Raw genomic sequence first — 19,946 nt, 5'->3', positions numbered from 1 at the left:
TAATTGCAAGCCTATTTTTTCAGACTATTCCGCGAAACTCCTAATGTAGATACCTTTTATTTGCTCCAAACCTTCTCCGGTATACAAACTTTCTTAAGTCATCGTCCTTTAAGTTTCTATCGTAAATTAAGAATAACAATGATTGGTACTCTGGATATTGTTCCTTTACGAAAAGGGCGAACTCCTTCCGTTCGCCCTTTAGCATTTGTTTAAACTCATTTCGGTTTACAATTTCTTCTAGCTTCTTTTCAAAAAATTCTTTCGTGTCTTCCCACTTTTCTTTTCGATTCTCTAAGATGTCACGGGCATATTCAGGCAATTTATCGATAACATGATCGATATAGCCTTCCGACCACATAATCATTTTATCCTTTTCAGGTAGTTCAAAAACCATATTCATTAGCTCTAAATCATCGACTACTTCACTAATCGCGTATTTCCCGACCCTATTCATGTTTTCACCTCAAGACCCTTTTATTGGTCTTATTTTACCTCTAATTATGCACCACTATTATTGACTAATTTTGCATTTAACGTGATAAGCTTCCCATTACGATATACTTCAAATTTAATTGAATCACCTGTGTGAACCTTTGAATACAGATATTTTCTTAAATCAGATGAATTAGCAATAGCATTTCCATTCATTGATACAATGATATCTTTTGGTTGGAATCCCGCCTTTGCTGAAGCAGAACTTGGATCAATATTCATAACCATAACACCTTTTTTTACAGCACTTGGAAGGTTTTGCCAATACATTTGTGGTACTTCATCTAAATCAGCAAGTCCTATCCCTAGATACGGTCGATCAATCTTACCATTTTTAATTAATTGATTCACAATTGGGATGAGATCATTACTAGGTATAGCAAACCCCAACCCTTCTACTCCGCTCTCGGAGATTTTTAAGCTATTTATGCCAATTACTTGTCCTTGTGGGTTGATTAATGCACCACCACTGTTTCCAGGATTGATCGCTGCATCGGTCTGAATAACATTTGTATCCCAATTTCCTGCCGAAGTAGTGACAGAAATACTCCGGTTAGTTGCACTAACAATTCCTTGAGTAACAGTTCTAGATAGATTTAAGCCAAGCGGATTTCCAATCGCATATACCTGATCCCCTGGTCGTAGAGTAGATGAATCTCCGAAGTCTGCTGTTGAAGTGACATATTTGGCATCAATTTTTAATACTGCAAGATCTGTAAGAGCATCTGTTCCAACTACTTCTGCTGTTGTCTTTTCTCCATCATACAATGAAATTTCAAGCTTTGACGCCCCTTCAACTACGTGATTATTTGTAACGATATAGGCGGTGTCTTTATTTTTTTGAAAAATAACACCCGAACCGGATCCACTTTCCACACTTTGCGTCGAATTTTGATTTTCGTAAAAGTTGTTCTGCTGCTGCTGGAAATTGACAATACCGACAATCGCTTTTGAAATCTTTTCAACTGTATCTGCTACGGAATTTGATGAAGCAGCAGTAGGTTGTGCCGTTACTGGTTTTACTGATGAAGCAGTATTCCCACTCTGCTCAAAAGTGTTTACTTGCTGATTTTCTTCTTTAGAATATAGGTTTTTTAAGTAATCTGTATGTGGCAGAACAGCCAAGGTCAACACAGATCCAATTATTCCAGCTGCCAGAGTAGAAGCAAAACCTTTTACATTTCGTTTTTTACGATTTTCTCCTCTTGATTGAGTGGTAGCCTGCTCGTTAATCACGGCAAAGGCTTCTTCTGCTTTTTTTTCAGATTCTTTTGATTGTGCATTTTTCTTCTCGTATTCGTTACTCACCGTGCCAAAAATCGCGTCAACCGCATTCGAATTTCCTTCTATATTTTCAAATTCTGTAGGATCACTAGTGTTTGCATTTTCAGTCATCTCAGATGGGTTAGATTCATTTCTTTCAAATTCATTTTCATTCAAACGATCCATTACAATCGATCTCCTTTTCGAATACAAATTTCTTTTTACTTGTCTATACTTTAGCCGACAAATCTTAAGAAATTATTAACAATCTGTAACGGGTTTTGAAAATTTGTAAGAAAGAAAAATGAATTTCATTAAAAAGAGCTGCAGACATGATCTGCAACTCTCATCAGTGTATTTTTTGAAACCGAATTACAAATTTGGTCCCTTTTCCTTTTTCACTAAACACTTCAATTTCTCCATTATGCAACAATACCAATTGCTTTACAATCGAAAGACCTAAACCAAATTCTCCATAAGGATTGCTTGTTCTTGAGATATCTGCTTTGTAAAAGCGACGCCAGATATTTTCTAGTTCATTTGGATCTATTCCAATCCCCGTATCCTCCACTTCAATAATAACCCAATTCACGTCCTCTTTTCCTCTTAACCAAATGGTCCCATGGGTAGTAAATTGAATGCTATTTTTGGTAATGTTGATCAAGATTTGAACAAGGCGGTCATAGTCAGCATTCACCATGATGTCCGGTTCAACATCGACAATGAGCATATTACTTTTCTCTTCTGCCTGTAGCATTAATTGTTCTTGAATGATTTCCAATACTTCTAAGAGCTGAATATCTTCTCTAAATAATTGGATTTGATTGGAACGAATTTTCTCAAAATCAAGATTTTCATTAACAAGCCGAATCAATCGTTTAGCTTCATGACTTACAAGATTGATACCCTTTTCTTTGTCCTTCTCAGGAATCATGTTATTTCTTAATCCCTCAATCACGCCACTGATGGTCGTTAAAGGCGTCCTCATCTCATGTGAAACATCGGCCATGAATTGTCTTCTTCTGTTTTCCAGGCTTTCGATTTCCTCCATTGAGGTATTAATTTTATCCACCATGTGGTTAAAATCATTTGCTAATTCACCAATCTCATCAAAATTGGAAGATTTAACATTAACATGATAATTTCCTGCTGATACAAGTGATGTCGCTTCACGAAGACGTTTAATGCGATTTACATGTATTCTTGATAAAAACCAACTTAATAAAAACGAAACAGCGGAGGCAATTAATATCGTATAGAGTAAAAATTTATTAATTTGACGAATCATATCACTAGAACCACTGATAGGGGAAGTTAACAAAATTCCACCAACAAATCTCCCATTATCATGATAGGGCAGAACAACAAATGTTACCCCCTCTTGACCAAACCTTTTAAAGTCACTTTGTACTATGAGTGTTTGTCCTTCGGTAATTTTCTTCCATTCCTTATCAGATAACCCTTTAATAGCTGGTCCGCGCTTCCCAACTAAATACAGATTTCCATCCTCGTCAAACATACTAAAACTCATTTTTCGTGATGATAATACCGTACTATATTGATTCATAATTTCTTTAGTCGCGAAAGGAGTTTCTTTCATATCTGTTAAAATAGCTTTACCATACGAAATAAGTTCATCTGCCTTATTCTGATAAACTAAATTTTCCACGTAATGAGCAAACAAGAGACTTAGAATTAAAAAGGCAACAATAATAATACTAATATGACTAAAAAACTGCTGATAGAAATATCTAAACTTGATCGGTTTTGATGGACTCATCAAATTTATACCCTACTCCCCAAACAGTATGAAAAAATGGCTGTGAAGTGGTCTCAACCTTCTTCCGAAGCCTTTTAATATGAACATCAACAGTTCTTTCATCGCCGTAAAACTGATATCCCCATACACTTTCAAGCAGCTGCTCTCTAGAAAAAACTTGCCGCGGATGTTCCACCATAAAGTACAAAAGATCAAATTCTTTTGGTGTTAAGTTAGTTATTGGTGTACCATCAACAATCACTTCTCTAGTATCTTTATTAACCTTAAAGTACTCTGTTTGAACCATATTTTTCTGCTCCATTGGAATCTGCGTTTGGAATCTTCGCGTTACCGCCTTAATTCTTGCCATAAGTGTAAGCGGACTAAAAGGCTTTGTCACATAATCATCTGCACCCATTTCTAAACCTAACACTTGATCAGATTCACTATCCTTTGCAGTTAACATAATAATCGGAACAGTAAACTTCTCTTCACGAATCTTTCTGCAAATAGTTACTCCATCCATACTTGGTAGCATCCAATCAACAATTAACGCATCCCAAGTACCACTTTTAAAGCGGTTATAACCTTCTAGACCATCATTTACAAACTCACCCTCGATTCCTTCTTTGGCAAAAAACATTTCAATCATCGAACAAACACTTTTACTATCTTCAATCACTAATATTCTCAAAATGCTCATCTCCTAAGTAGAAATGTGGAAGTACCTTGTTTAGGAATCTTCACCATTTCTCGAGTTGCAATCCATTTAATATACATAATTGATACTTACTTTTTAGTTTATCTCAAATTTTGAGCATATCAACAATTAAGAGCATTCTTCCCTACTAATTAATACTTTGTTCATAGTTTTTTAATATTTTCATTTAAAAGCATAAAAAAGAGACTTGAATGGATATTCAAGTCCTCTTTTTGGAAAGTATTATAAAACTTTTAATGGTGCTCCAGTAAACAATGCCTCAGCGTTCCTGCCTAACATTTTATCGATTTGTGTCTCTGTTACGCCATTCGCTCTAAGCGTTGGTAGGATGTTTTCAAAGATATGGCCAGGGTGCCAATTCTCCATTATTTGCATCACTTGCTCGTTCATAATTGGAGGTCGTCCTAGCCATATATTTACGGAATCGTGAGCTAGTAAAATTTGATCTTCGTAACCTGCATCCAATAAATCCATTAAAGTTGCCACTCTTTCTTGATCGAAAGGGGCACCAACCATTCCTTGGATTCCGAAACGGTCAAATCCAATTCTGACTCCCTGGTCCATGACATCCTTATGATATTCAGGGTTAGTATTGCCGCACATATGACCAATAATAATCTTACTTGGGTCAGCACCAAGTTCAATTAACATTCTTGCCTGATCAGGCCCCATTGTTCCTTCCTGCGTATGAGTTAAGATCACGATGCCCGTTTCTTTTTGTACTCTTGCAGCAGCACGGAAGAACATTTTTTCATATTCAGTAATCTGGTCTTTGCTGGATGCTAACTTAATAATGCCTGGTTTAATTCCTGTTCCGGCAATTCCTTCTGAAATCTCTTTTTTAAACATTTCATAAATTTCTTCTTCAGCAGTACCTAATGCCTGTCTGAACTTGAAGTATGGAGGAGCCCCCTCCCCTTCATAATAGTATCCGGTCGCACAAATAATTTGTAATCCAGTTGCTTCTGAAACTTTTTTTAAGAATAATGGATCTCTACCACATTCATTTGGAGTCGGGTCAACAACCGTTTGTACACCAAAACTCTGCATTTGTCTTGCTACAGCAATAGCTGCTTCTAAGAACTCTTCTTCCTTAAAAGGACCTAGTGTTACATCTCCTTGGAATCCTGGGTATCCAAAAATAAAGTGTTCATGAATAAGTGTCTTTCCAAGCTTATCAACGGGAATTGGACCTGTAACTGTTTCAACATTTTTCATAAATTGGTTCACCCTTTCGATTTTCTACTACAAATAAGAAAAATGGCTAGATTCGTATGGGTAGACTAGGTGCTAACTGTTTACGGTTCTAAAATAAGTTTTCCTTGTGTTTTCCGAGATTGTAAAAGTGTATGGACTTGTGCTGCCTCCTCTAATGGGAAAACCCCGCCTATTGTAAGTTTTAGTTTCCCTTCACCTAAATAGGTAAGGAGCTCTACTAAACTAGGTTGCAATAATTCTTGTTTTCTCATAATTTGTGGCAGGAAGAATCCTATTACGGATTGATTCCTTGCCATTAGTGAGGATGGGTAGAAACGACTTTGTTCCCCACTTGCTGCCCCAAAAATAACAAGGCGACCAAATGTGGCAAGACATCTGACGGTTTTATTGAAGACTTCTCCCCCGACCATTTCAAGGGCAACGTTTACTCCTCTACCATCTGTTGCTTCGAGAACCTGTTGTTCCCAGTCAGGCTCAGTATAATTGATCAGCACATCTGCTCCCATTTCACGAGCTAGCGCTAATTTTTCATCAGAACTTGCAGTAGCAATTACTTTTCCAGCACCGAACAATTTCGCAAGCTGTACAGCAATGGTACCTACGCCGCCCGCAGCCGCATGAACGAGGACACTCTCACCCTTTTCTAGTCGGCCCATTGTTTTTAAAATATGATACGCACTTAAACCTTGGAGCGGCAGTGCAACTGCGGTTTGAAAATCTAATTGTTCAGGGATGGAGATTAAAGCACGTTCATCCGCAAGGGCGAATTCAGCATATCCTCCCGATTCAATTAACGTCACAATTCTTGTCCCCGGCTTTACTTTTGTTACTTTTTCTCCTACTTCAGCGACTATACCCGCAATCTCAGCACCGGGAATAAAAGGAAGAGGTGTTTTTACCACATATTGTCCTTCTCTTCGTGCTGTATCTGCATAGTTCACCCCAATTGCCTTGATTTCTATAAGTACTTCGTGACCTTTTGGAACAGGTTTTTCAATATCCACTAGATTTAATACTTCTGGTCCGCCATATTCATTTAATTGTACTGCTTTCATAACATTCATCTCCTACTTCCCTTTAAATGCTGGTTTTCTCTTTTCTTTAAATGCTGCAATGCCTTCTTGGTGGTCCTCTGTCTGCACCATCAGTGTTTGTATCAGACGCTCCTGTTCAAGAATGTCCTCTAGTGAGGAGGTGAATGCTTGATCAATTAACTTCTTTTGCTTTCCATATGCTTTTCCAGGACCATGTGCTAATTTAAGAGCAAATTTCGTTGTTTCCTCTTGAAGCTTTTCTACAGGAACAAGGTAATTTATGACCCCCAGCTGATATAATCGTTCTGCTGGAATTGGTTCTGCTGTAAAAAAGAATTGCTTTGCCAAATGTGGCCCAATCAACCTTGGTAGTAAATAAGAACCGCCCCCATCAGAAATCAGCCCCACCTGTGAAAAGCTTAAAGCAAATTTACTTTCTTCCGCCGCCACAATTAAATCACAAGCGAGGGCTAAGTTTACACCAGCCCCAGCCGCAAACCCATGTACAGCCGCAATAATTGGTTTTTCCGTCTCTTTCATTAGTAAGATAAGTTCATTTAGCTTGCCGATGTGGTCGTATACTTGAACTCCCTTTGCCTGCCCCATGGTTTTAACATCGCCACCCGCACTAAAAGCACGGCCAGCTCCTGATAAAACAATGACCTGCACGTCTTCATCCTGTTGGGCATTATAAAGCGCATCCTTTAATCCCCCTATCATTTCCGGACTAAAGGCGTTTAGGCTTTCTGGTCGATTTAAGGTTAAAGAAAGTACAGGTCCTAATTTTTCAACAATTAAATGTTCTTGATTCATATACATCTTCCTTTCATTTCAAATAATATAGTTAAATGGTTTCTTATCACGTTTATTTAATGAGCCAACCACCGTCAACTAAAAGATCCGCTCCAGTCATATATGATGCTTCAGGTGATGCCGCAAAAGCGATGACACTGGCAATTTCTTCAGGATTACCCACACGCTGTAATGCCGTGTTCCTTTGTATTGCTCTTACGAATCGATCATTTTTCAAGCCCTGTTCGGTTAGAGGAGTTTCAACAAATCCGGGCGAGACTGAATTGACTCGAATGCCATAAGGTGCTAATTCTAAAGCAAGTGACCGTGTGAAATTAATGACCCCCGCTTTAGCAGCACTATAATGAGGAATTTCTGCACCCGCCTGATGCCCTGATAACGAGGCAACGTTGACAATTGCACGGCTACGTTCTTCACGCTGTGCCCCTTCTATCATGATTTTTCCTAGCGCCTTTGAAACTAAAAATACACTTTTCAAATTCACTTCCTGCACATAGTCCCATTCTTGTTCAGTAATCTCCAAAATTTTAGAATGTCTTGAACCTCCGGCATTGTTTACGAGCACATGAAGGTCACCATAATGCTGTTTAACATACTCTGCTAATTCAGCTATATCTTCTACATCTGTACAGTCAGCTGTGAAAATTTCTGCCATTGGAATCTTATTCATTCGATTGATTTCTTCTGCTGTTTCCTCTAGTTTTTTCCTTGTTCGTCCAACTAAGATTACCTTGGCTCCTTCATTTGCAAGGCGAATGGCAGCTGCTCTTCCAATTCCACTGCCAGCACCAGTTACTACAGCAATTGTTTGCAAAAACCTCATCTTCCACGCCCCCATAAAAATATTTCCTTCAGTCATGAAGTTATCTTCATACTAAAATGGATTCGATTACCACTTTTCCATCCTTTAATACGGGAACAATTGAAGTGATTCCTTTTGATGCCGCTAACATCAAGTCAGCCTGTTGATTATACTTTTCTAGGAGTTTACCAACATAAGAATCTAACAATATTTCATAGGAATCTCCCTGGCCCCTATAGAAATACAAAGCCGTCTTGGCTGCATCTGTTAAGTCATAACTACCATTTTTCAATAAGCAATCAATAAAATGTCCCGCACCATAAAAATCCTCCATGCTGATTTCTCCTGAATTCCCTGAACAAATAACAAGAATAGTTTGCTCCTCGTTACATTTTTGAACGGCGCTGGCGACAGCAGGATTATTTAGTATTGAGGCGATATATATTTTATCCGCCAATAGTGATTTCCTTAGTGCCACAGTTCCATTTGTAGTAGATAATATTAATGCCTTTCCATTGATGGTTTCACCAATTAACGTTGGACTTGGATAAACAAACCCTTTAATGGGCTTTGCGTCTAGCTCACCCGCTAGAACATATTCATCTTTTCTATACCTTCTTGCTAATTCTAAGGCTTCATTGCTGTTTAAAACGGGAATAACTTCCTTCGCACCATCTTTTAATGCGGAAACGATTGTTGATGTAGCCAAAAGTACATCTAAAACAACTGCAATTTTATTTCCTTCTGCTAATTTCTCTTCTTTAATATCTTCTTTCTTCATGAGAAGGTGAACTTTTGTCATGCTCTTTCATCTCCTCTTTAAAGCTTTTCTTCAGCCACATGCGATGCGTGGAGGATGAGATTTTTTACAAAATGGTTAAAGTTAGCAAAACGCATATCATTCGTTTGACCCTTTTTAAAGCGATAATAGATTTGTTGTCCTATCACAGCCAGCTTAAAGTAAGCAAAGGTCAAATAGAAATTAAAGTTGGAGATATCGCGTCCGCTTTTTTTGGCGTAAAGTTCAATAAATTGGTTTCTGGTTAAAAATCCATCATATACTGCCGTAACAGGTTCCCTTCCTAATCCTTTAATTATGAGATTGGAATCATCGCTTTGGTTCCAATAACCCATAGCAACGCCAAGGTCTGCCAACGGGTCACCAACTGTAGTCATCTCCCAATCAAATAATCCAACCATGTCTGTAAATTGTTCATTAAACATGGCATTGTTAAATTTATAATCATAATGAATGATCGTGGATTCGTGCTCTTTTGGAATATGGTCTATAAGCCATTTTTTCAAGGTTTCCACAGAAGTGATTTCATCTGTTTTTGCCCTTTCATACCTGTTGATCCACCCATGCACCTGTCTTTCCATAAAGCCCTGAGGCTTGCTAATTAATGATAGACCTGTTTGTTTGTAGTCAATGGCATGTAGTTCTACCAATTTTTCGACCATAAGTTCAGAAAGGTGGCGACAAAGTTCTTTAGTTACTTTAGTACCCTCTGGGAATGATGTATCTACCACGGTACCATTTTTTCTTTCCATGAGGAAAAATGGGCTTCCTACAATTTCAAGGTTATCTGAAAAAAGGATTGGCTTTGGCGCCACAGGAAAAATTGGATTTAATTCGGAAAGTATTTTATATTCCCTTTCCATATCATGAGCCTTTGGAGCAACTGGTCCAAGCGGAGGACGTCTTAATACCGCTTCCCACTCACCCATTTTTAATTGATAGGTTAAATTCGAATGACCAGCGGAGAATTGTAAAATTTCAAGTGGACCCGCTGGCAACGTATCAATCGTTTCACGTAAGAACTTTTCCAATACATTTAAATTCAATTCTTCTCCGGTTCGTACAGGAATTGTATCCTTATTCATTTGGCGCGGCATATGAATCCTCCTTTCGATTCAAAAAATTCAGTTTATTTAAAATATAACTGTCATGTCTAAGAATGAACAAGAAAGCTTTGAAGTTCTTCTTTTAACAAGTTAGGCAGCAGTTCACTTTTTTGTTTTTCAAAGTCAAAGTAAACCATGATTGCATTTCCCTTAGCTATAAGTTGGTTTGTTTTAGAACAGATAATATCATGTTCTAATTGAAAACTCTTGTTCCCTATTTTAGACACATATGTTTTAATCAAGAGCCTTTGATCAAAATAGCCTTGACTGATAAAATCGCATTTAGTTGAGGCAAGAATAAAATTCCATTTCCCAATATCCATCTTATAACCTAAGGCTTCAATAAAGCGAATCCGTGCTTCCTCTAAATAAATGAAGTAACTTGTGTTATTAATATGGCCCAACGCATCAGTTTCCCCGAATCTTACAATTACACGTATTTCATGCATCTTGATGATATCCACCTCACTCAACAATGTAGATTTTATATGTTTTTAATACTAACCGGTTGGTATTTATGTTTTAAAAAAAGAGGGGGTGTGTATTTTGAATATACCCTCTCTCATTTTTTCTTCAATTTTCTTGAATTCCCTTTAAAATCATTTCGACAAAAATCTCTGCGACTTCACGATCAGAAACCATGCCATTTGGATTAAACCATTGATAGCTCCAATTGGTAATACCTAGAATCCCCATAGTAACAATGCGTGCATTTAGACCCTGTCGAAACTCCTTTTTGGTAATGCCTTCATTAATAAGTGCTTCAATATTTAAACGAAATTGATCCCGTTTAGGAACAATCAACGCCAGACGCTCTGAGCTTAGATTTTTCATTTCTCTAAAGAAAATCTTTGCTGCAGCGCCTTGCCGTTGAATATTCGTTATAAGCATATTCACAATCTCAAATAATTTTTGTTTACAGTTTTTTGATGTATCATATAATATTTGTTCCTGGTGGACAAGCAGCTCGTTGATATACCCTAGATGGATGTCCATGAGCAATTCCTCTTTACTTGAAAAGTAATAATAAAAAGTCCCCTTAGTTACACCTAGAGAATCCACGATATCCTGAATCGAGGTTTCACTAAAACCCTTCTTTTCAAATAACTGGATGCTTTGTCCTGTGATTTTTTCCTTCACCGTTCTGTCCCCGCAATCTGTAAAAAATGTCTAATTGAAATTATACCATACTATCGAACGCTCCTTTAATGAATGAATAAATATTTGTCCATTTTGCTTTTCACTCTCTCAATATAGCGTCATCTATCGTTTGACTTCGTCTCTCAAGGCACGGCGAAGGATTTTCCCCACCCCGGTTTTAGGTAATTGATCACGAAATTCAACCAAACGTGGCACCTTGTATGCTGCAAGATTCTGCCTACAGTATTGAATTATGTCCTCATCAGTTGCGGTTTTTCCAGCCTTCAAGACAATAACCGCCTTCACATCTTCTCCCCTGTATGGGTCAGGAACACCAATGCAAACAGCTTCTTGAACAGCAGGATGTTCATATAACACCTCTTCGATGTCGCGAGGATAAATATTGAAGCCACTGGCAATAATCATATCCTTTTTTCGATCGACGATGTATAAATATCCATCTTCATCCACCTTAGCAATATCCCCAGTATAAAGCCAACCATCCCGTAATGTATTAGCAGTTTCTTCAGGCATATTCCAATAGCCTTTCATAATTTGCGGACCTTTAATGATGACTTCCCCAAGTTCACCTATAGCTACCTCTTCCTTACCAGTTGCTAAATCGACAATTTTATACTCTGTAGAAGGCATTCCAATACCTACACTACCAGGTTTCCTCTCTGCAAATGGAGGATTACAATGTGTGGTTGGTGAAGCTTCAGACAGACCATAGCCTTCTAAAATCTTTGAACCTGTTTTTCTTTCAAAACTACGGAGTAGCTCCACTGGCATTGGTGCACTACCACTGTTACAGGTTCGAATACAATTTATTCCATAATCCTCTGCCTTAGGGTGACTTGTAATCGCCACATACATGGTTGGAACTCCTGGGAACATAGTAGGCTGTTCATTTTTTATCGTATTAAGGACTTCTTCTAAATCAAAACGAGGAAGCATGATTGATTCCCCTGCCGTGTATATAGAAAGATTCATGCAAGAACTCATTCCAAATACATGGAAGAGTGGAATTACGGTTAAACATTTTTCTTTTCCAACATTTAATTCATGTTTAAAAAATTCAGAACACTGGATCACATTTGCTAGCACATTTCGGTGGGTCAGCATAGCACCCTTAGACCGACCTGTAGTGCCTCCAGTATATTGAAGCACAGCTACATCATGTTCCGGTTCAAATTCAATTGGGACCACATTCCCGTTACCTTCTGTTAGGAAGTCTTCAAAGCTCCTATCCGGCGCAAAGTTTTGTCCTGAGGACTGTAAGCTAACAACAATAATATTCTTCAAATTTGTTTGAGATTGAACACTTTTCACCCTTGGATACAATGCATCAAGAACCACAATAGTTTCAGTACCTGAATCATTTAGGATATACTCAAGTTCTCTTTCAACTGACATAGGGTTCACCTGGGTAACAATTCCCCCAGCATTAAGAATTCCATAATAGGAAATGACATATTGCGGGCAATTCGGAAGCATGATCGCCACTCGGTCCCCTTTTTGAACCTCATTTTGTTGGAGGGCTGAGGTGAACGCATTTGCTAAGTCTTGCAGTTGACCGTAGGTGAACTTTTTCCCATAAAAAGATAGGGCAAAATTGTTAGGGAATTTTGAGGCTGTGTCATGAAGAATTTGTCCCATTGGTTTATTCGGAATGGTAACATTTTTTTCTATTGTTTCAGGATAATGTGCCAACCAGGCTTTGTTCTTGATCATCCGTTCCCCTCCATGTGGTAATCATAAATTATTGGCTATGTTAAACTTGAATGTTGATTTCCGCTCCAGGCACTTCGCTTTCCGCGGGCGTGCCGGGGAGCCTCCTCGTCGCTTGCGCTCCTGCGGGGACTCCCCAGCCCCGTACTCCCGCAGGAGTCTTCGCGCCTTCCGCTCCAATCAACATTGTTTAGAAAAACAAAAGTGACCTTTTACACAGCCCTATTATTAAAATGTAAGTCCTCCGCCGTCAACTGAAAGAGTGGTTCCTGTTATAAATGAAGCCTCATCTGATGCTAAGAATAAAACAGCATTTGCTACCTCATCTGGTGTTCCAATTCTTCCGAGTGCATTGGCACGAGAAATGATTGGCCACTTACGCTCATTTTGTCTCCAGTTTTCAATTATTTTAGTATCAATTACTCCTGGAGCAATTGCATTCACCCTAATATTGTATTTTCCATACTCTAGTGCAGCGTTCTTTGTCAGTACAACTACTCCTGCTTTAGAGGCATTGTAGGCAGACATATACTTTTGACCCTTAAGTCCAAGTAAGCTAGAGGTATTAATAATTGAACCGCCGCCTGATTTTGATATCTCTGGGACAGCATATTTAATTCCAAGAAATACCCCTTTCAAGTTAATATCAACTACACGGTCCCATTCCTCTTCCGCCAAATCCACACTCCGTACTTCTGAATTTCCAATACCCGCATTGTTGAACATAATATGTAAGCCGCCAAATGTATTGGATGTAATCTGAATTAACTGCTTGATTTGTTCTGAATCGGCCACGTCCGTTTTAACAAAAATAGCCTCTACCCCGTCCTCTTTTAAGAGGCTGACTGTCTCTTCACCAAGTATAGGATCAATGTCTGCTACCGCAACCTTTGCTCCTTCTTTGGCCAAAAGGACGGCCGCTGCACGTCCGATGCCACTACCACCGCCAGTTACAATTGCAATCTTTTTATTTAATCTCATAGGTACCAGCCCTTCTCTATCTAGTTCACAAATAAGCAATAATTGTTTATTGATATTTTCGTAGTTCGAGCTTTGCCAGCTGAGCACGATGGACTTCATCAGGACCGTCAGCCAACCTCAAAGTCCTTGCATTTCCCCATTGAGCTGCCAATGTAAAATCATTAGATACCCCCGCCGCACCTAATGCTTGAATTGCACGGTCAATCACACGCAATGCCATCGATGGTGCAACCACCTTAATCATGGCAATTTCTGTTTTTGCTTCTTTATTACCTACAGTATCCATCATGTAAGCAGCTTTTAAAGTTAGCAACCTAGCTTGTTCAATTTCAATCCTTGAATCAGCAATCCACTCTCCAATTACACCTTGACGAGAAAGTGGCTTTCCAAAAGCGGTTCGACTTTGAACACGCTTACACAATTCCTCAAGTGCTCGCTCAGCTGCACCGATTAATCTCATGCAGTGATGGATTCTTCCAGGTCCCAATCTACCTTGAGCAATAGCAAATCCCTTTCCTTCTCCCCAAAGGATATTGTCGACTGGAACTCTTACATTTTCATACGTAATCTCACCATGTCCATGTGGAGCATGGTCGTACCCAAATACAGGAAGCATCCGTTCAATCTTTACCCCAGGGGTATCAAGAGGAACTAGAATCATAGATTGTTGTTCATGACGGTTAGCATTCGGATCTGTTTTTCCCATTACAATCGCAATTTTACAGCGAGGATCACCAGCACCTGATGACCACCATTTACGTCCATTAATGACGTATTCATCACCATCGCGTTCAATTCGTGCTTCAATGTTGGTCGCATCAGAAGAGGCAACTGCTGGTTCTGTCATCGAGAAACAGGACCTAATTTCACCTGCTAGAAGGGGCTTCAACCATTCCTCCTTATGTTGTTCCTTACCATACCGAACAATTACTTCCATATTACCTGTATCAGGTGCACTACAATTAAACACTTCTGGTCCAATTAACGAACGCCCCATTATTTCGCAAAGAGGAGCATATTCCAAATTGGTTAGACCTGCACCAAATTCACTTTCAGGTAAAAACAAATTCCATAAACCCTCTGCTTTTGCCTTTTCCTTTAGTTCCTCCATGATTGGGGGGACTGCACTCCAACGACTCTCCTGTTCATTTAATTGCTGTTCGTACACAGATTCATTTGGGTAAACATAAGCCCCCATGAATGCTGTTAACTTTTCTTGCAAATCTTTAACCTTTTGAGAATATGAAAAATCCAATCTCTCCACTCCCTTCTCCATACTAACCAGTTAGTATGTTATAAGTTTAATTATACTCTCAAAACTTAAATATTCAAATTCTTTTCTAAATATTCTAATAAATTTAATATACGTATACAATCAATTTAATAATCTTGTTATAAAAAAAAGGCCGAGAAGTTCTCGAACCTTTTTCCATTAATATCTCTTAAAAGATTTTTTCTGCTTATTCATCACTTCATACGATTTTTCGATTATATCTGTTAACACATCACCCTTATAAATTCTACCAAGCTTCAGTCCTTGTTGATAATACTCGACAATTTCATCAAGTTTTCCTGAGGTTTCTTTGGTGATTCTTACATTTAATTGAATTCTTTCGTTTTCAGTCATGTTAGCATCTCCTATAAAACTGTTATCTCATTGCTAGCAATTTTCTACATGTTACAACACTGCTACTATACTATATTTCTACAAATTTTTCATTACTTTCACAAAAATATAAAAAGTACTGGTTCACCCAGTACTTCCTACTCAAAACTAGATCATGCTTTAATAGACATGTCTAATTAATTTTTATTACTATATGATATCTGAATGTATTGAATCCTTGTTAACAAAGAGATTCTGAAGCCATGTTTCTAGCTGATTCTTTAATTCAGGATGGATTGGAAGGTCTCCTTGTGCCACAATGTCTTTTTTCATCGTAAAAATAGTTGAGTTATATGTGACAAGTTTACAAGAGTGTGCCATATTTTCAATCACCTTAAATTGTGCATCAACTTTAACGTAAAGAGGTAGATCGTTAAGGGCTGCTGGATTCGCTTGAACGTCGCGTGACCCAGTTATGGCAAGAACTGGACACGTTACTTTAGATAAATCCTCTCTAACATTATAATTAAAATGTTCTCGCAACCATTTCGCATTTGTTTTTACAAAGGTAGCTTTCATCACATCATCAGTTGACTGAAGTAGCTTATTAATGGCTTTTTGCGCCTGTTGTTCCACTTTATTATGTGTACCAAATAGACGTAATAAAAATCCTTTCAGCCCCTTTGCATTTTTGATGTCTTCAACTGCAAGATCCCTCTGCCGTTTTAATGCTTCACTTATTCTTTCAACAGCACCTGAAAGTAGAATCAACCCGCCAAGATCTTCCCGAGCTGCAACAGCAGTTCCAATAATACAGCCTTCGCTATGCCCTAGGACTATAACACTTTTCGAGTCTACTTCAGGGAGACTTTTCAAAAACTGAACAGCGGCCTGTGCGTCATCCACTAAATCCCATAATCCTGTTATTAAATAGTCTCCTTCACTTTCCGCAACACCACGTTTATCATATCTAAGGGTAATATATCCAATTGATGTTAAAAATTCAGCTAATTGACGATAGAGCTTTAGATCTAATTTTTTGTTTACTTTTCCATTACGGTCTAATTTGCCTGAACCCACTATAATTAGAATCGCAGGACTTTTATCTGATCTTGTTTCTGGCATGCTTAAAGTTCCCTTCAGCGCTACTTTGCTTTGAATGGTAATTTCTTTTTCTATAGTTTTCATAATTTAATCCCCCTATTGTCCATTTGATTGTTCTGGAATAATAATTGTTGCAAGCGTTCTTCTTCGCCTACCCGTTTCTGGCGTATTTTGAGAAACCTTTGAATAGACTGAAACAAGTTCCTTTATAAAATCAGCAAACTCCTCATCAGTTAAATAAACTGAGGTTTGCCGAAAAGATACACCATCAACAGCTAAATCAATTTTTTCTTGTTTTAAATATCTATCATATTCTCCCATTAAATTCGCCATGAATTTAATAAATAGACCCATATGTTCATCCTTCGAAAGTTTGTTAAATTCCTCTATACCTAAAGTCATCTTGTTTGGGTCATTGATTGAATACACCTTTTCAACCGTACCTCGGTTTGGTATTTCATTAATTATGTGAATAAGTTCTGCTTCAACAAGCTTCTTTATATGCCGATACAAGGATGCTTGTGGAATATCAGAAAGTAAATCCTTTATTTGCTGTGCTGTTAGTTGTTGGTTTATTAAGGATTGAATTATTCTCATCCGTACTGGATGTAGGATCACATCAACTGTAGATTCTTTTGTCATTAGTTTTTTCTCCTGTTTTATTATCATTATCAATAATGATAATAATGCATACTCCATTATTTGTAAATACCAAAAAGGAAAATTAATGAAAATTTTCCTTTTTTACCTTTTCGATTTATTTTCTTCTTTTACATGAATTGGCAATCTTCTACTTATATTATAATGAGGAGGTTACGATATGATGTTGTCTTGGATATTTGGTGTATTGATGGTGGCTCAATCAGTAGTTACCCCAGACCACTTAGAAATTACGAAGGATGGCTACAATATTACTACATTAAACAGGATGGATTTTTCCAATCCTAATATTGATTTACCCTTAATTGATACTGCAAAATACAATCAGTTTTTAGATCAACTCGATAAACAAATTTCTACACAGCCTAAAAATGCATACATAAATCAACACGGAACCATTATTTCAGAACAAGTAGGTTCTCGTATTAACCGCCAAGCCTTTACAGAACAATTTTATTCATACTTTTTTTCACATCGGCATGGTACATTAGAAATTCCTATGCTCCCCATCTATGCGAAAGTGGATAGTGAATTACTTGGAGAGCTTCGAAGTTTACGTATTGGAAGGTATGTAACATCCTTTAATCCTAGTAACAAAACGAGAACCACTAATATTCAGTTAGCCGTAAAAGCAATTAATAATACTGTTGTTTTTCCTGGGGAAACCTTTTCTTTTAACAAAGTGGTTGGTAAACGGACTGTTGCAAAAGGCTATTTACGAGCCCCTGTGATTATCAGAGGAGAATACTCGGAAGATATTGGAGGAGGAATCTGCCAAGTATCCTCCACTTTATTTAATGCTGTTGATAACGCTGGTTTAAAAATTGTTCAGCGTTTTTCTCATAGTAAAAAGGTTCCCTATATCCCACCTGGTAGAGATGCCACCGTTAGTTGGTATGGTCCTGACTTCGAATTTAAGAACTTGTATAACCAACCTATTTTAATTCAGGCAAGAACATTGGGGCATATGTTGGTCATTAAACTATATTCGTCTGAAAATATCCAATACATCCCACGCAAAGTACCAGCCCCTCCGTATTAAGAAATTAAAAAAGTCCGCATGATTAGCGGACTTTTTCTTATTCCTTATTATTATTTAATGCATTTGTTAGTAATTCCTCAGAAAATTCAGTAAGAGCCGCATTGTCCATTAAATTAATGTTTGTCTGAGGTGTAAAATTTCTTACAGCATTTTGAATCGGACTTGTAATGCTTCTACGTTTTCCTCTTTTCACTCCCAAAACAGCAGCACTTATTCCTAATCCTAAAAGTGAGGCCCACATGGTTCCTCTACTCTTCCGTTTAGGCATGAACAAATTTAGAAAAGGCACTTTATTCATTTTTCTCATTAATAGCACTCCTTAAGCATGGTATGGAAGGTAAATATCTCCCCTCCATTTACTTAATTTGTGCTTAATAAATTTGAATATGCCTAGGAAACAATACGTTCTTTGTCATTTCTTGGCATGATAAGGCTAAAGAACCTCTATCCGCTTTTTTACATACAATGCAAAAAAGATAATTTGGGTGGTGTCTATGAGAGGCTTAACATATTTTGATTTTTTAGCTAAATTTGGCGTTGGAGGAGCCCATCCTGGAGGAATCCTTTTAACAAAAGATATACTTTCTGGAGAAAATATTACGAAAAACTCATATATTTTAGATGCTGGATGTGGTACTGGCCAAACGGCTGCCTATTTATATCAGCAATACAATGCTATGGTTTTTGGATTGGAAATCAATCCAATAATGGTTGAAAAAGCCAAAAGCCGTTTTCAGTCTTTAAAGCTTCCTATTCAGTTAATTCAAGGGTCCATTGAAGAAATCCCCTTTGAAGATAATTCCTTTGATTTTATATTATCTGAATCAGTTTTAGCCTTTGTCAATAAACCTAAAGCCTTAAAGGAATTCTATAGAGTATTAAAAAAAGATGGTCGCTTAATTGCAAATGAAATGACCATTAACTCAAAATTAAGTCAGCAGGAAGAATCTGAAATTAAAAAGTTTTATGCAATAGATTCATTATTATTAGAAAATGACTGGAAAAAATTATTAGAAGCCGCAAATTTTAAAAATATCTTATTAAAAACGCAAAAACAGCCTCTTAGTCACGGAAACCATGCACCAGAATTTAATTTTTCAGCAAACTTTGAGCCTGAACTGTTTCAAATTCTAAATGAACATGGAAACATAGTTATTAAATACCAAAATATTTTGAGTTATCGGATTATTAGTTGTACAAAATAAAAATCCAGTAGGACCTCAGTACACTGAAGTGTGAGGTTCTTTTTATTTGCTTCCTTTTTATAACGTATATTATTAGCGATACATCAAAAAATATAGGTGTGAAGGGATGGATGAATACATGGATCAAACTTTAGCGTACCTAAGAGAAATATTATCGAATTATACAGACGACCATTCAGAGGGAAGACATATTTACCGTAAACTCATGGAAGGTAATTTTCGATCTGAAGGTTCTTTTGTTCAAGCTTTAAGTCAAAGGGAGATTGCTTTTTTAAATAAGATGCTTCCAAAAGAAATTAACTATGCCAAAGAAGAGCAGGACGAAAAAAGAGCTTCCCAATTAAACGAGGTTTTTGAATTATTATTATAATTAGTAAAAAAGGTGGCAGAAAACTCTGCCATCTTTTTAGGAAATATTTCATTTTTCGCGCAACTATTTCCTAGGTAAGCGCATAGTACGACAAAAACAT

At 37.5% G+C, this 19,946-nt stretch carries 22 protein-coding genes; 3 read left to right on the top strand and 19 right to left on the bottom strand.

What is annotated here, in order from left to right; genetic code table 11:
- Positions 1-40: 40 nt before the first annotated feature.
- From AA0X95_RS13780 to AA0X95_RS13695, 18 genes are all read right to left on the bottom strand, one after another.
- Positions 41-454 (bottom strand): hypothetical protein, encoded by a 414-nt coding sequence (locus AA0X95_RS13780; RefSeq protein ID WP_413309736.1) that lies wholly within the window; start codon positions 452-454, stop codon positions 41-43.
- Between the two features lie 44 nt (positions 455-498).
- Positions 499-1,941 (bottom strand): S1C family serine protease, encoded by a 1,443-nt coding sequence (locus AA0X95_RS13775; protein ID WP_413309734.1) that lies wholly within the window; start codon positions 1,939-1,941, stop codon positions 499-501.
- A 163-nt stretch (positions 1,942-2,104) separates the two neighbouring features.
- A complete protein-coding gene (locus AA0X95_RS13770) occupies positions 2,105-3,535 on the bottom strand; it encodes an ATP-binding protein (protein ID WP_413309732.1) in 1,431 nt (476 codons plus the stop codon).
- Positions 3,507-4,208, bottom strand: coding sequence for a response regulator transcription factor (locus tag AA0X95_RS13765; protein ID WP_335531660.1), 702 nt, complete (start codon positions 4,206-4,208; stop codon positions 3,507-3,509). Before AA0X95_RS13765 ends, AA0X95_RS13770 begins: the two co-directional genes overlap by 29 nt.
- Before the next feature lie 249 nt (positions 4,209-4,457).
- Entirely contained in the window at positions 4,458-5,453 is a 996-nt protein-coding gene (locus AA0X95_RS13760; protein ID WP_413309730.1) for a phosphotriesterase, read from the bottom strand.
- 80 nt (positions 5,454-5,533) lie between these two features.
- Positions 5,534-6,508, bottom strand: a complete 975-nt coding sequence (locus AA0X95_RS13755) for a quinone oxidoreductase family protein (protein ID WP_413309728.1) — start codon at positions 6,506-6,508, stop codon at positions 5,534-5,536.
- Between the two features lie 12 nt (positions 6,509-6,520).
- The gene (locus AA0X95_RS13750) at positions 6,521-7,300 is read right to left on the bottom strand and encodes an enoyl-CoA hydratase/isomerase family protein (RefSeq protein ID WP_413309726.1); all 780 of its coding nucleotides are present in this window, start codon (positions 7,298-7,300) and stop codon (positions 6,521-6,523) included.
- A 52-nt stretch (positions 7,301-7,352) separates the two neighbouring features.
- The gene (locus tag AA0X95_RS13745) at positions 7,353-8,123 is read right to left on the bottom strand and encodes an SDR family NAD(P)-dependent oxidoreductase (protein ID WP_413309724.1); all 771 of its coding nucleotides are present in this window, start codon (positions 8,121-8,123) and stop codon (positions 7,353-7,355) included.
- 46 nt (positions 8,124-8,169) lie between these two features.
- Positions 8,170-8,904: a 2-phosphosulfolactate phosphatase gene (locus AA0X95_RS13740; protein ID WP_413309722.1), complete on the bottom strand. Its 735-nt coding sequence runs from the start codon at positions 8,902-8,904 to the stop codon at positions 8,170-8,172.
- Between the two features lie 17 nt (positions 8,905-8,921).
- Complete coding sequence (locus AA0X95_RS13735) at positions 8,922-9,998, bottom strand: phosphotransferase family protein (protein ID WP_413309720.1); 1,077 nt, start codon at positions 9,996-9,998, stop codon at positions 8,922-8,924.
- Between the two features lie 56 nt (positions 9,999-10,054).
- A complete protein-coding gene (locus tag AA0X95_RS13730) occupies positions 10,055-10,456 on the bottom strand; it encodes an acyl-CoA thioesterase (RefSeq protein ID WP_413309718.1) in 402 nt (133 codons plus the stop codon).
- A gap of 124 nt (positions 10,457-10,580) precedes the next feature.
- Positions 10,581-11,147, bottom strand: coding sequence for a TetR/AcrR family transcriptional regulator (locus AA0X95_RS13725; RefSeq protein WP_413309716.1), 567 nt, complete (start codon positions 11,145-11,147; stop codon positions 10,581-10,583).
- A gap of 123 nt (positions 11,148-11,270) precedes the next feature.
- On the bottom strand, positions 11,271-12,881 hold the full coding sequence (locus AA0X95_RS13720; RefSeq protein ID WP_413309713.1) for a long-chain-fatty-acid--CoA ligase: 1,611 nt from the start codon (positions 12,879-12,881) through the stop codon (positions 11,271-11,273).
- A gap of 225 nt (positions 12,882-13,106) precedes the next feature.
- Positions 13,107-13,859 (bottom strand): SDR family NAD(P)-dependent oxidoreductase, encoded by a 753-nt coding sequence (locus AA0X95_RS13715; protein WP_413309711.1) that lies wholly within the window; start codon positions 13,857-13,859, stop codon positions 13,107-13,109.
- Between the two features lie 46 nt (positions 13,860-13,905).
- The gene (locus tag AA0X95_RS13710) at positions 13,906-15,114 is read right to left on the bottom strand and encodes an acyl-CoA dehydrogenase (protein ID WP_413309709.1); all 1,209 of its coding nucleotides are present in this window, start codon (positions 15,112-15,114) and stop codon (positions 13,906-13,908) included.
- A 177-nt stretch (positions 15,115-15,291) separates the two neighbouring features.
- The gene (locus tag AA0X95_RS13705) at positions 15,292-15,486 is read right to left on the bottom strand and encodes a hypothetical protein (RefSeq protein WP_308083686.1); all 195 of its coding nucleotides are present in this window, start codon (positions 15,484-15,486) and stop codon (positions 15,292-15,294) included.
- 189 nt (positions 15,487-15,675) lie between these two features.
- Positions 15,676-16,653 (bottom strand): alpha/beta hydrolase, encoded by a 978-nt coding sequence (locus AA0X95_RS13700; RefSeq protein WP_413309707.1) that lies wholly within the window; start codon positions 16,651-16,653, stop codon positions 15,676-15,678.
- 12 nt (positions 16,654-16,665) lie between these two features.
- The gene (locus AA0X95_RS13695; protein ID WP_413309705.1) at positions 16,666-17,211 is read right to left on the bottom strand and encodes a helix-turn-helix domain-containing protein; all 546 of its coding nucleotides are present in this window, start codon (positions 17,209-17,211) and stop codon (positions 16,666-16,668) included.
- Between the two features lie 178 nt (positions 17,212-17,389).
- On the opposite strand from AA0X95_RS13695, the gene AA0X95_RS13690 reads away from it, so the two are divergent.
- Positions 17,390-18,271 carry a VanW family protein gene (locus AA0X95_RS13690; protein WP_413309704.1) on the top strand — a complete coding sequence of 294 codons (882 nt, stop codon included), beginning with the start codon at positions 17,390-17,392 and terminating at the stop codon, positions 18,269-18,271.
- Positions 18,272-18,308: 37 nt separating this feature from the next.
- On the opposite strand, the gene AA0X95_RS13685 is transcribed toward AA0X95_RS13690, so the two are convergent.
- Complete coding sequence (locus AA0X95_RS13685; protein WP_413309702.1) at positions 18,309-18,578, bottom strand: hypothetical protein; 270 nt, start codon at positions 18,576-18,578, stop codon at positions 18,309-18,311.
- A 187-nt stretch (positions 18,579-18,765) separates the two neighbouring features.
- Here AA0X95_RS13685 and AA0X95_RS13680 point away from each other — a divergent pair, with 187 nt between their 5' ends.
- Together AA0X95_RS13680 and AA0X95_RS13675 are read left to right on the top strand one after the other, a co-directional pair.
- Positions 18,766-19,476 carry a class I SAM-dependent methyltransferase gene (locus AA0X95_RS13680; protein WP_413309700.1) on the top strand — a complete coding sequence of 237 codons (711 nt, stop codon included), beginning with the start codon at positions 18,766-18,768 and terminating at the stop codon, positions 19,474-19,476.
- 118 nt (positions 19,477-19,594) lie between these two features.
- Positions 19,595-19,846, top strand: coding sequence for a sigma-G-dependent sporulation-specific acid-soluble spore protein CsgA (locus tag AA0X95_RS13675; RefSeq protein WP_413310034.1), 252 nt, complete (start codon positions 19,595-19,597; stop codon positions 19,844-19,846).
- The last annotated feature ends 100 nt before the right edge of the window (positions 19,847-19,946 follow it).

The organism is Neobacillus phoenicis, from assembly GCF_047302305.1.
In the GTDB taxonomy this organism is placed as follows: Bacteria; Bacillota; Bacilli; order Bacillales; family Cytobacillaceae; genus Neobacillus.
Note: the sequence above shows the minus strand (reverse complement) of the source record. Positions and strands in the feature narration are given on the sequence as shown.

Excerpts from the sequence above, each read along its gene's own strand:
- AA0X95_RS13705 (WP_308083686.1), bottom strand. The coding sequence starts at position 15,486 with ATGACTGAAAACGAAAGAATTCAATTAAATGTAAGAATCACCAAAGAA.
- AA0X95_RS13745 (WP_413309724.1), bottom strand. The coding sequence starts at position 8,123 with ATGAGGTTTTTGCAAACAATTGCTGTAGTAACTGGTGCTGGCAGTGGA.
- AA0X95_RS13755 (WP_413309728.1), bottom strand. The coding sequence starts at position 6,508 with ATGAAAGCAGTACAATTAAATGAATATGGCGGACCAGAAGTATTAAAT.
- AA0X95_RS13700 (WP_413309707.1), bottom strand. The coding sequence starts at position 16,653 with ATGAAAACTATAGAAAAAGAAATTACCATTCAAAGCAAAGTAGCGCTG.
- AA0X95_RS13735 (WP_413309720.1), bottom strand. The coding sequence starts at position 9,998 with ATGCCGCGCCAAATGAATAAGGATACAATTCCTGTACGAACCGGAGAA.
- AA0X95_RS13690 (WP_413309704.1), top strand. The coding sequence starts at position 17,390 with ATGATGTTGTCTTGGATATTTGGTGTATTGATGGTGGCTCAATCAGTA.
- AA0X95_RS13720 (WP_413309713.1), bottom strand. The coding sequence starts at position 12,881 with ATGATCAAGAACAAAGCCTGGTTGGCACATTATCCTGAAACAATAGAA.
- AA0X95_RS13780 (WP_413309736.1), bottom strand. The coding sequence starts at position 454 with ATGAATAGGGTCGGGAAATACGCGATTAGTGAAGTAGTCGATGATTTA.
- AA0X95_RS13695 (WP_413309705.1), bottom strand. The coding sequence starts at position 17,211 with ATGACAAAAGAATCTACAGTTGATGTGATCCTACATCCAGTACGGATG.
- AA0X95_RS13750 (WP_413309726.1), bottom strand. The coding sequence starts at position 7,300 with ATGAATCAAGAACATTTAATTGTTGAAAAATTAGGACCTGTACTTTCT.
- AA0X95_RS13685 (WP_413309702.1), bottom strand. The coding sequence starts at position 18,578 with ATGAGAAAAATGAATAAAGTGCCTTTTCTAAATTTGTTCATGCCTAAA.
- AA0X95_RS13775 (WP_413309734.1), bottom strand. The coding sequence starts at position 1,941 with ATGGATCGTTTGAATGAAAATGAATTTGAAAGAAATGAATCTAACCCA.
- AA0X95_RS13680 (WP_413309700.1), top strand. The coding sequence starts at position 18,766 with ATGAGAGGCTTAACATATTTTGATTTTTTAGCTAAATTTGGCGTTGGA.
- AA0X95_RS13770 (WP_413309732.1), bottom strand. The coding sequence starts at position 3,535 with ATGAGTCCATCAAAACCGATCAAGTTTAGATATTTCTATCAGCAGTTT.
- AA0X95_RS13760 (WP_413309730.1), bottom strand. The coding sequence starts at position 5,453 with ATGAAAAATGTTGAAACAGTTACAGGTCCAATTCCCGTTGATAAGCTT.
- AA0X95_RS13715 (WP_413309711.1), bottom strand. The coding sequence starts at position 13,859 with ATGAGATTAAATAAAAAGATTGCAATTGTAACTGGCGGTGGTAGTGGC.
- AA0X95_RS13740 (WP_413309722.1), bottom strand. The coding sequence starts at position 8,904 with ATGACAAAAGTTCACCTTCTCATGAAGAAAGAAGATATTAAAGAAGAG.
- AA0X95_RS13730 (WP_413309718.1), bottom strand. The coding sequence starts at position 10,456 with ATGCATGAAATACGTGTAATTGTAAGATTCGGGGAAACTGATGCGTTG.
- AA0X95_RS13675 (WP_413310034.1), top strand. The coding sequence starts at position 19,595 with ATGGATCAAACTTTAGCGTACCTAAGAGAAATATTATCGAATTATACA.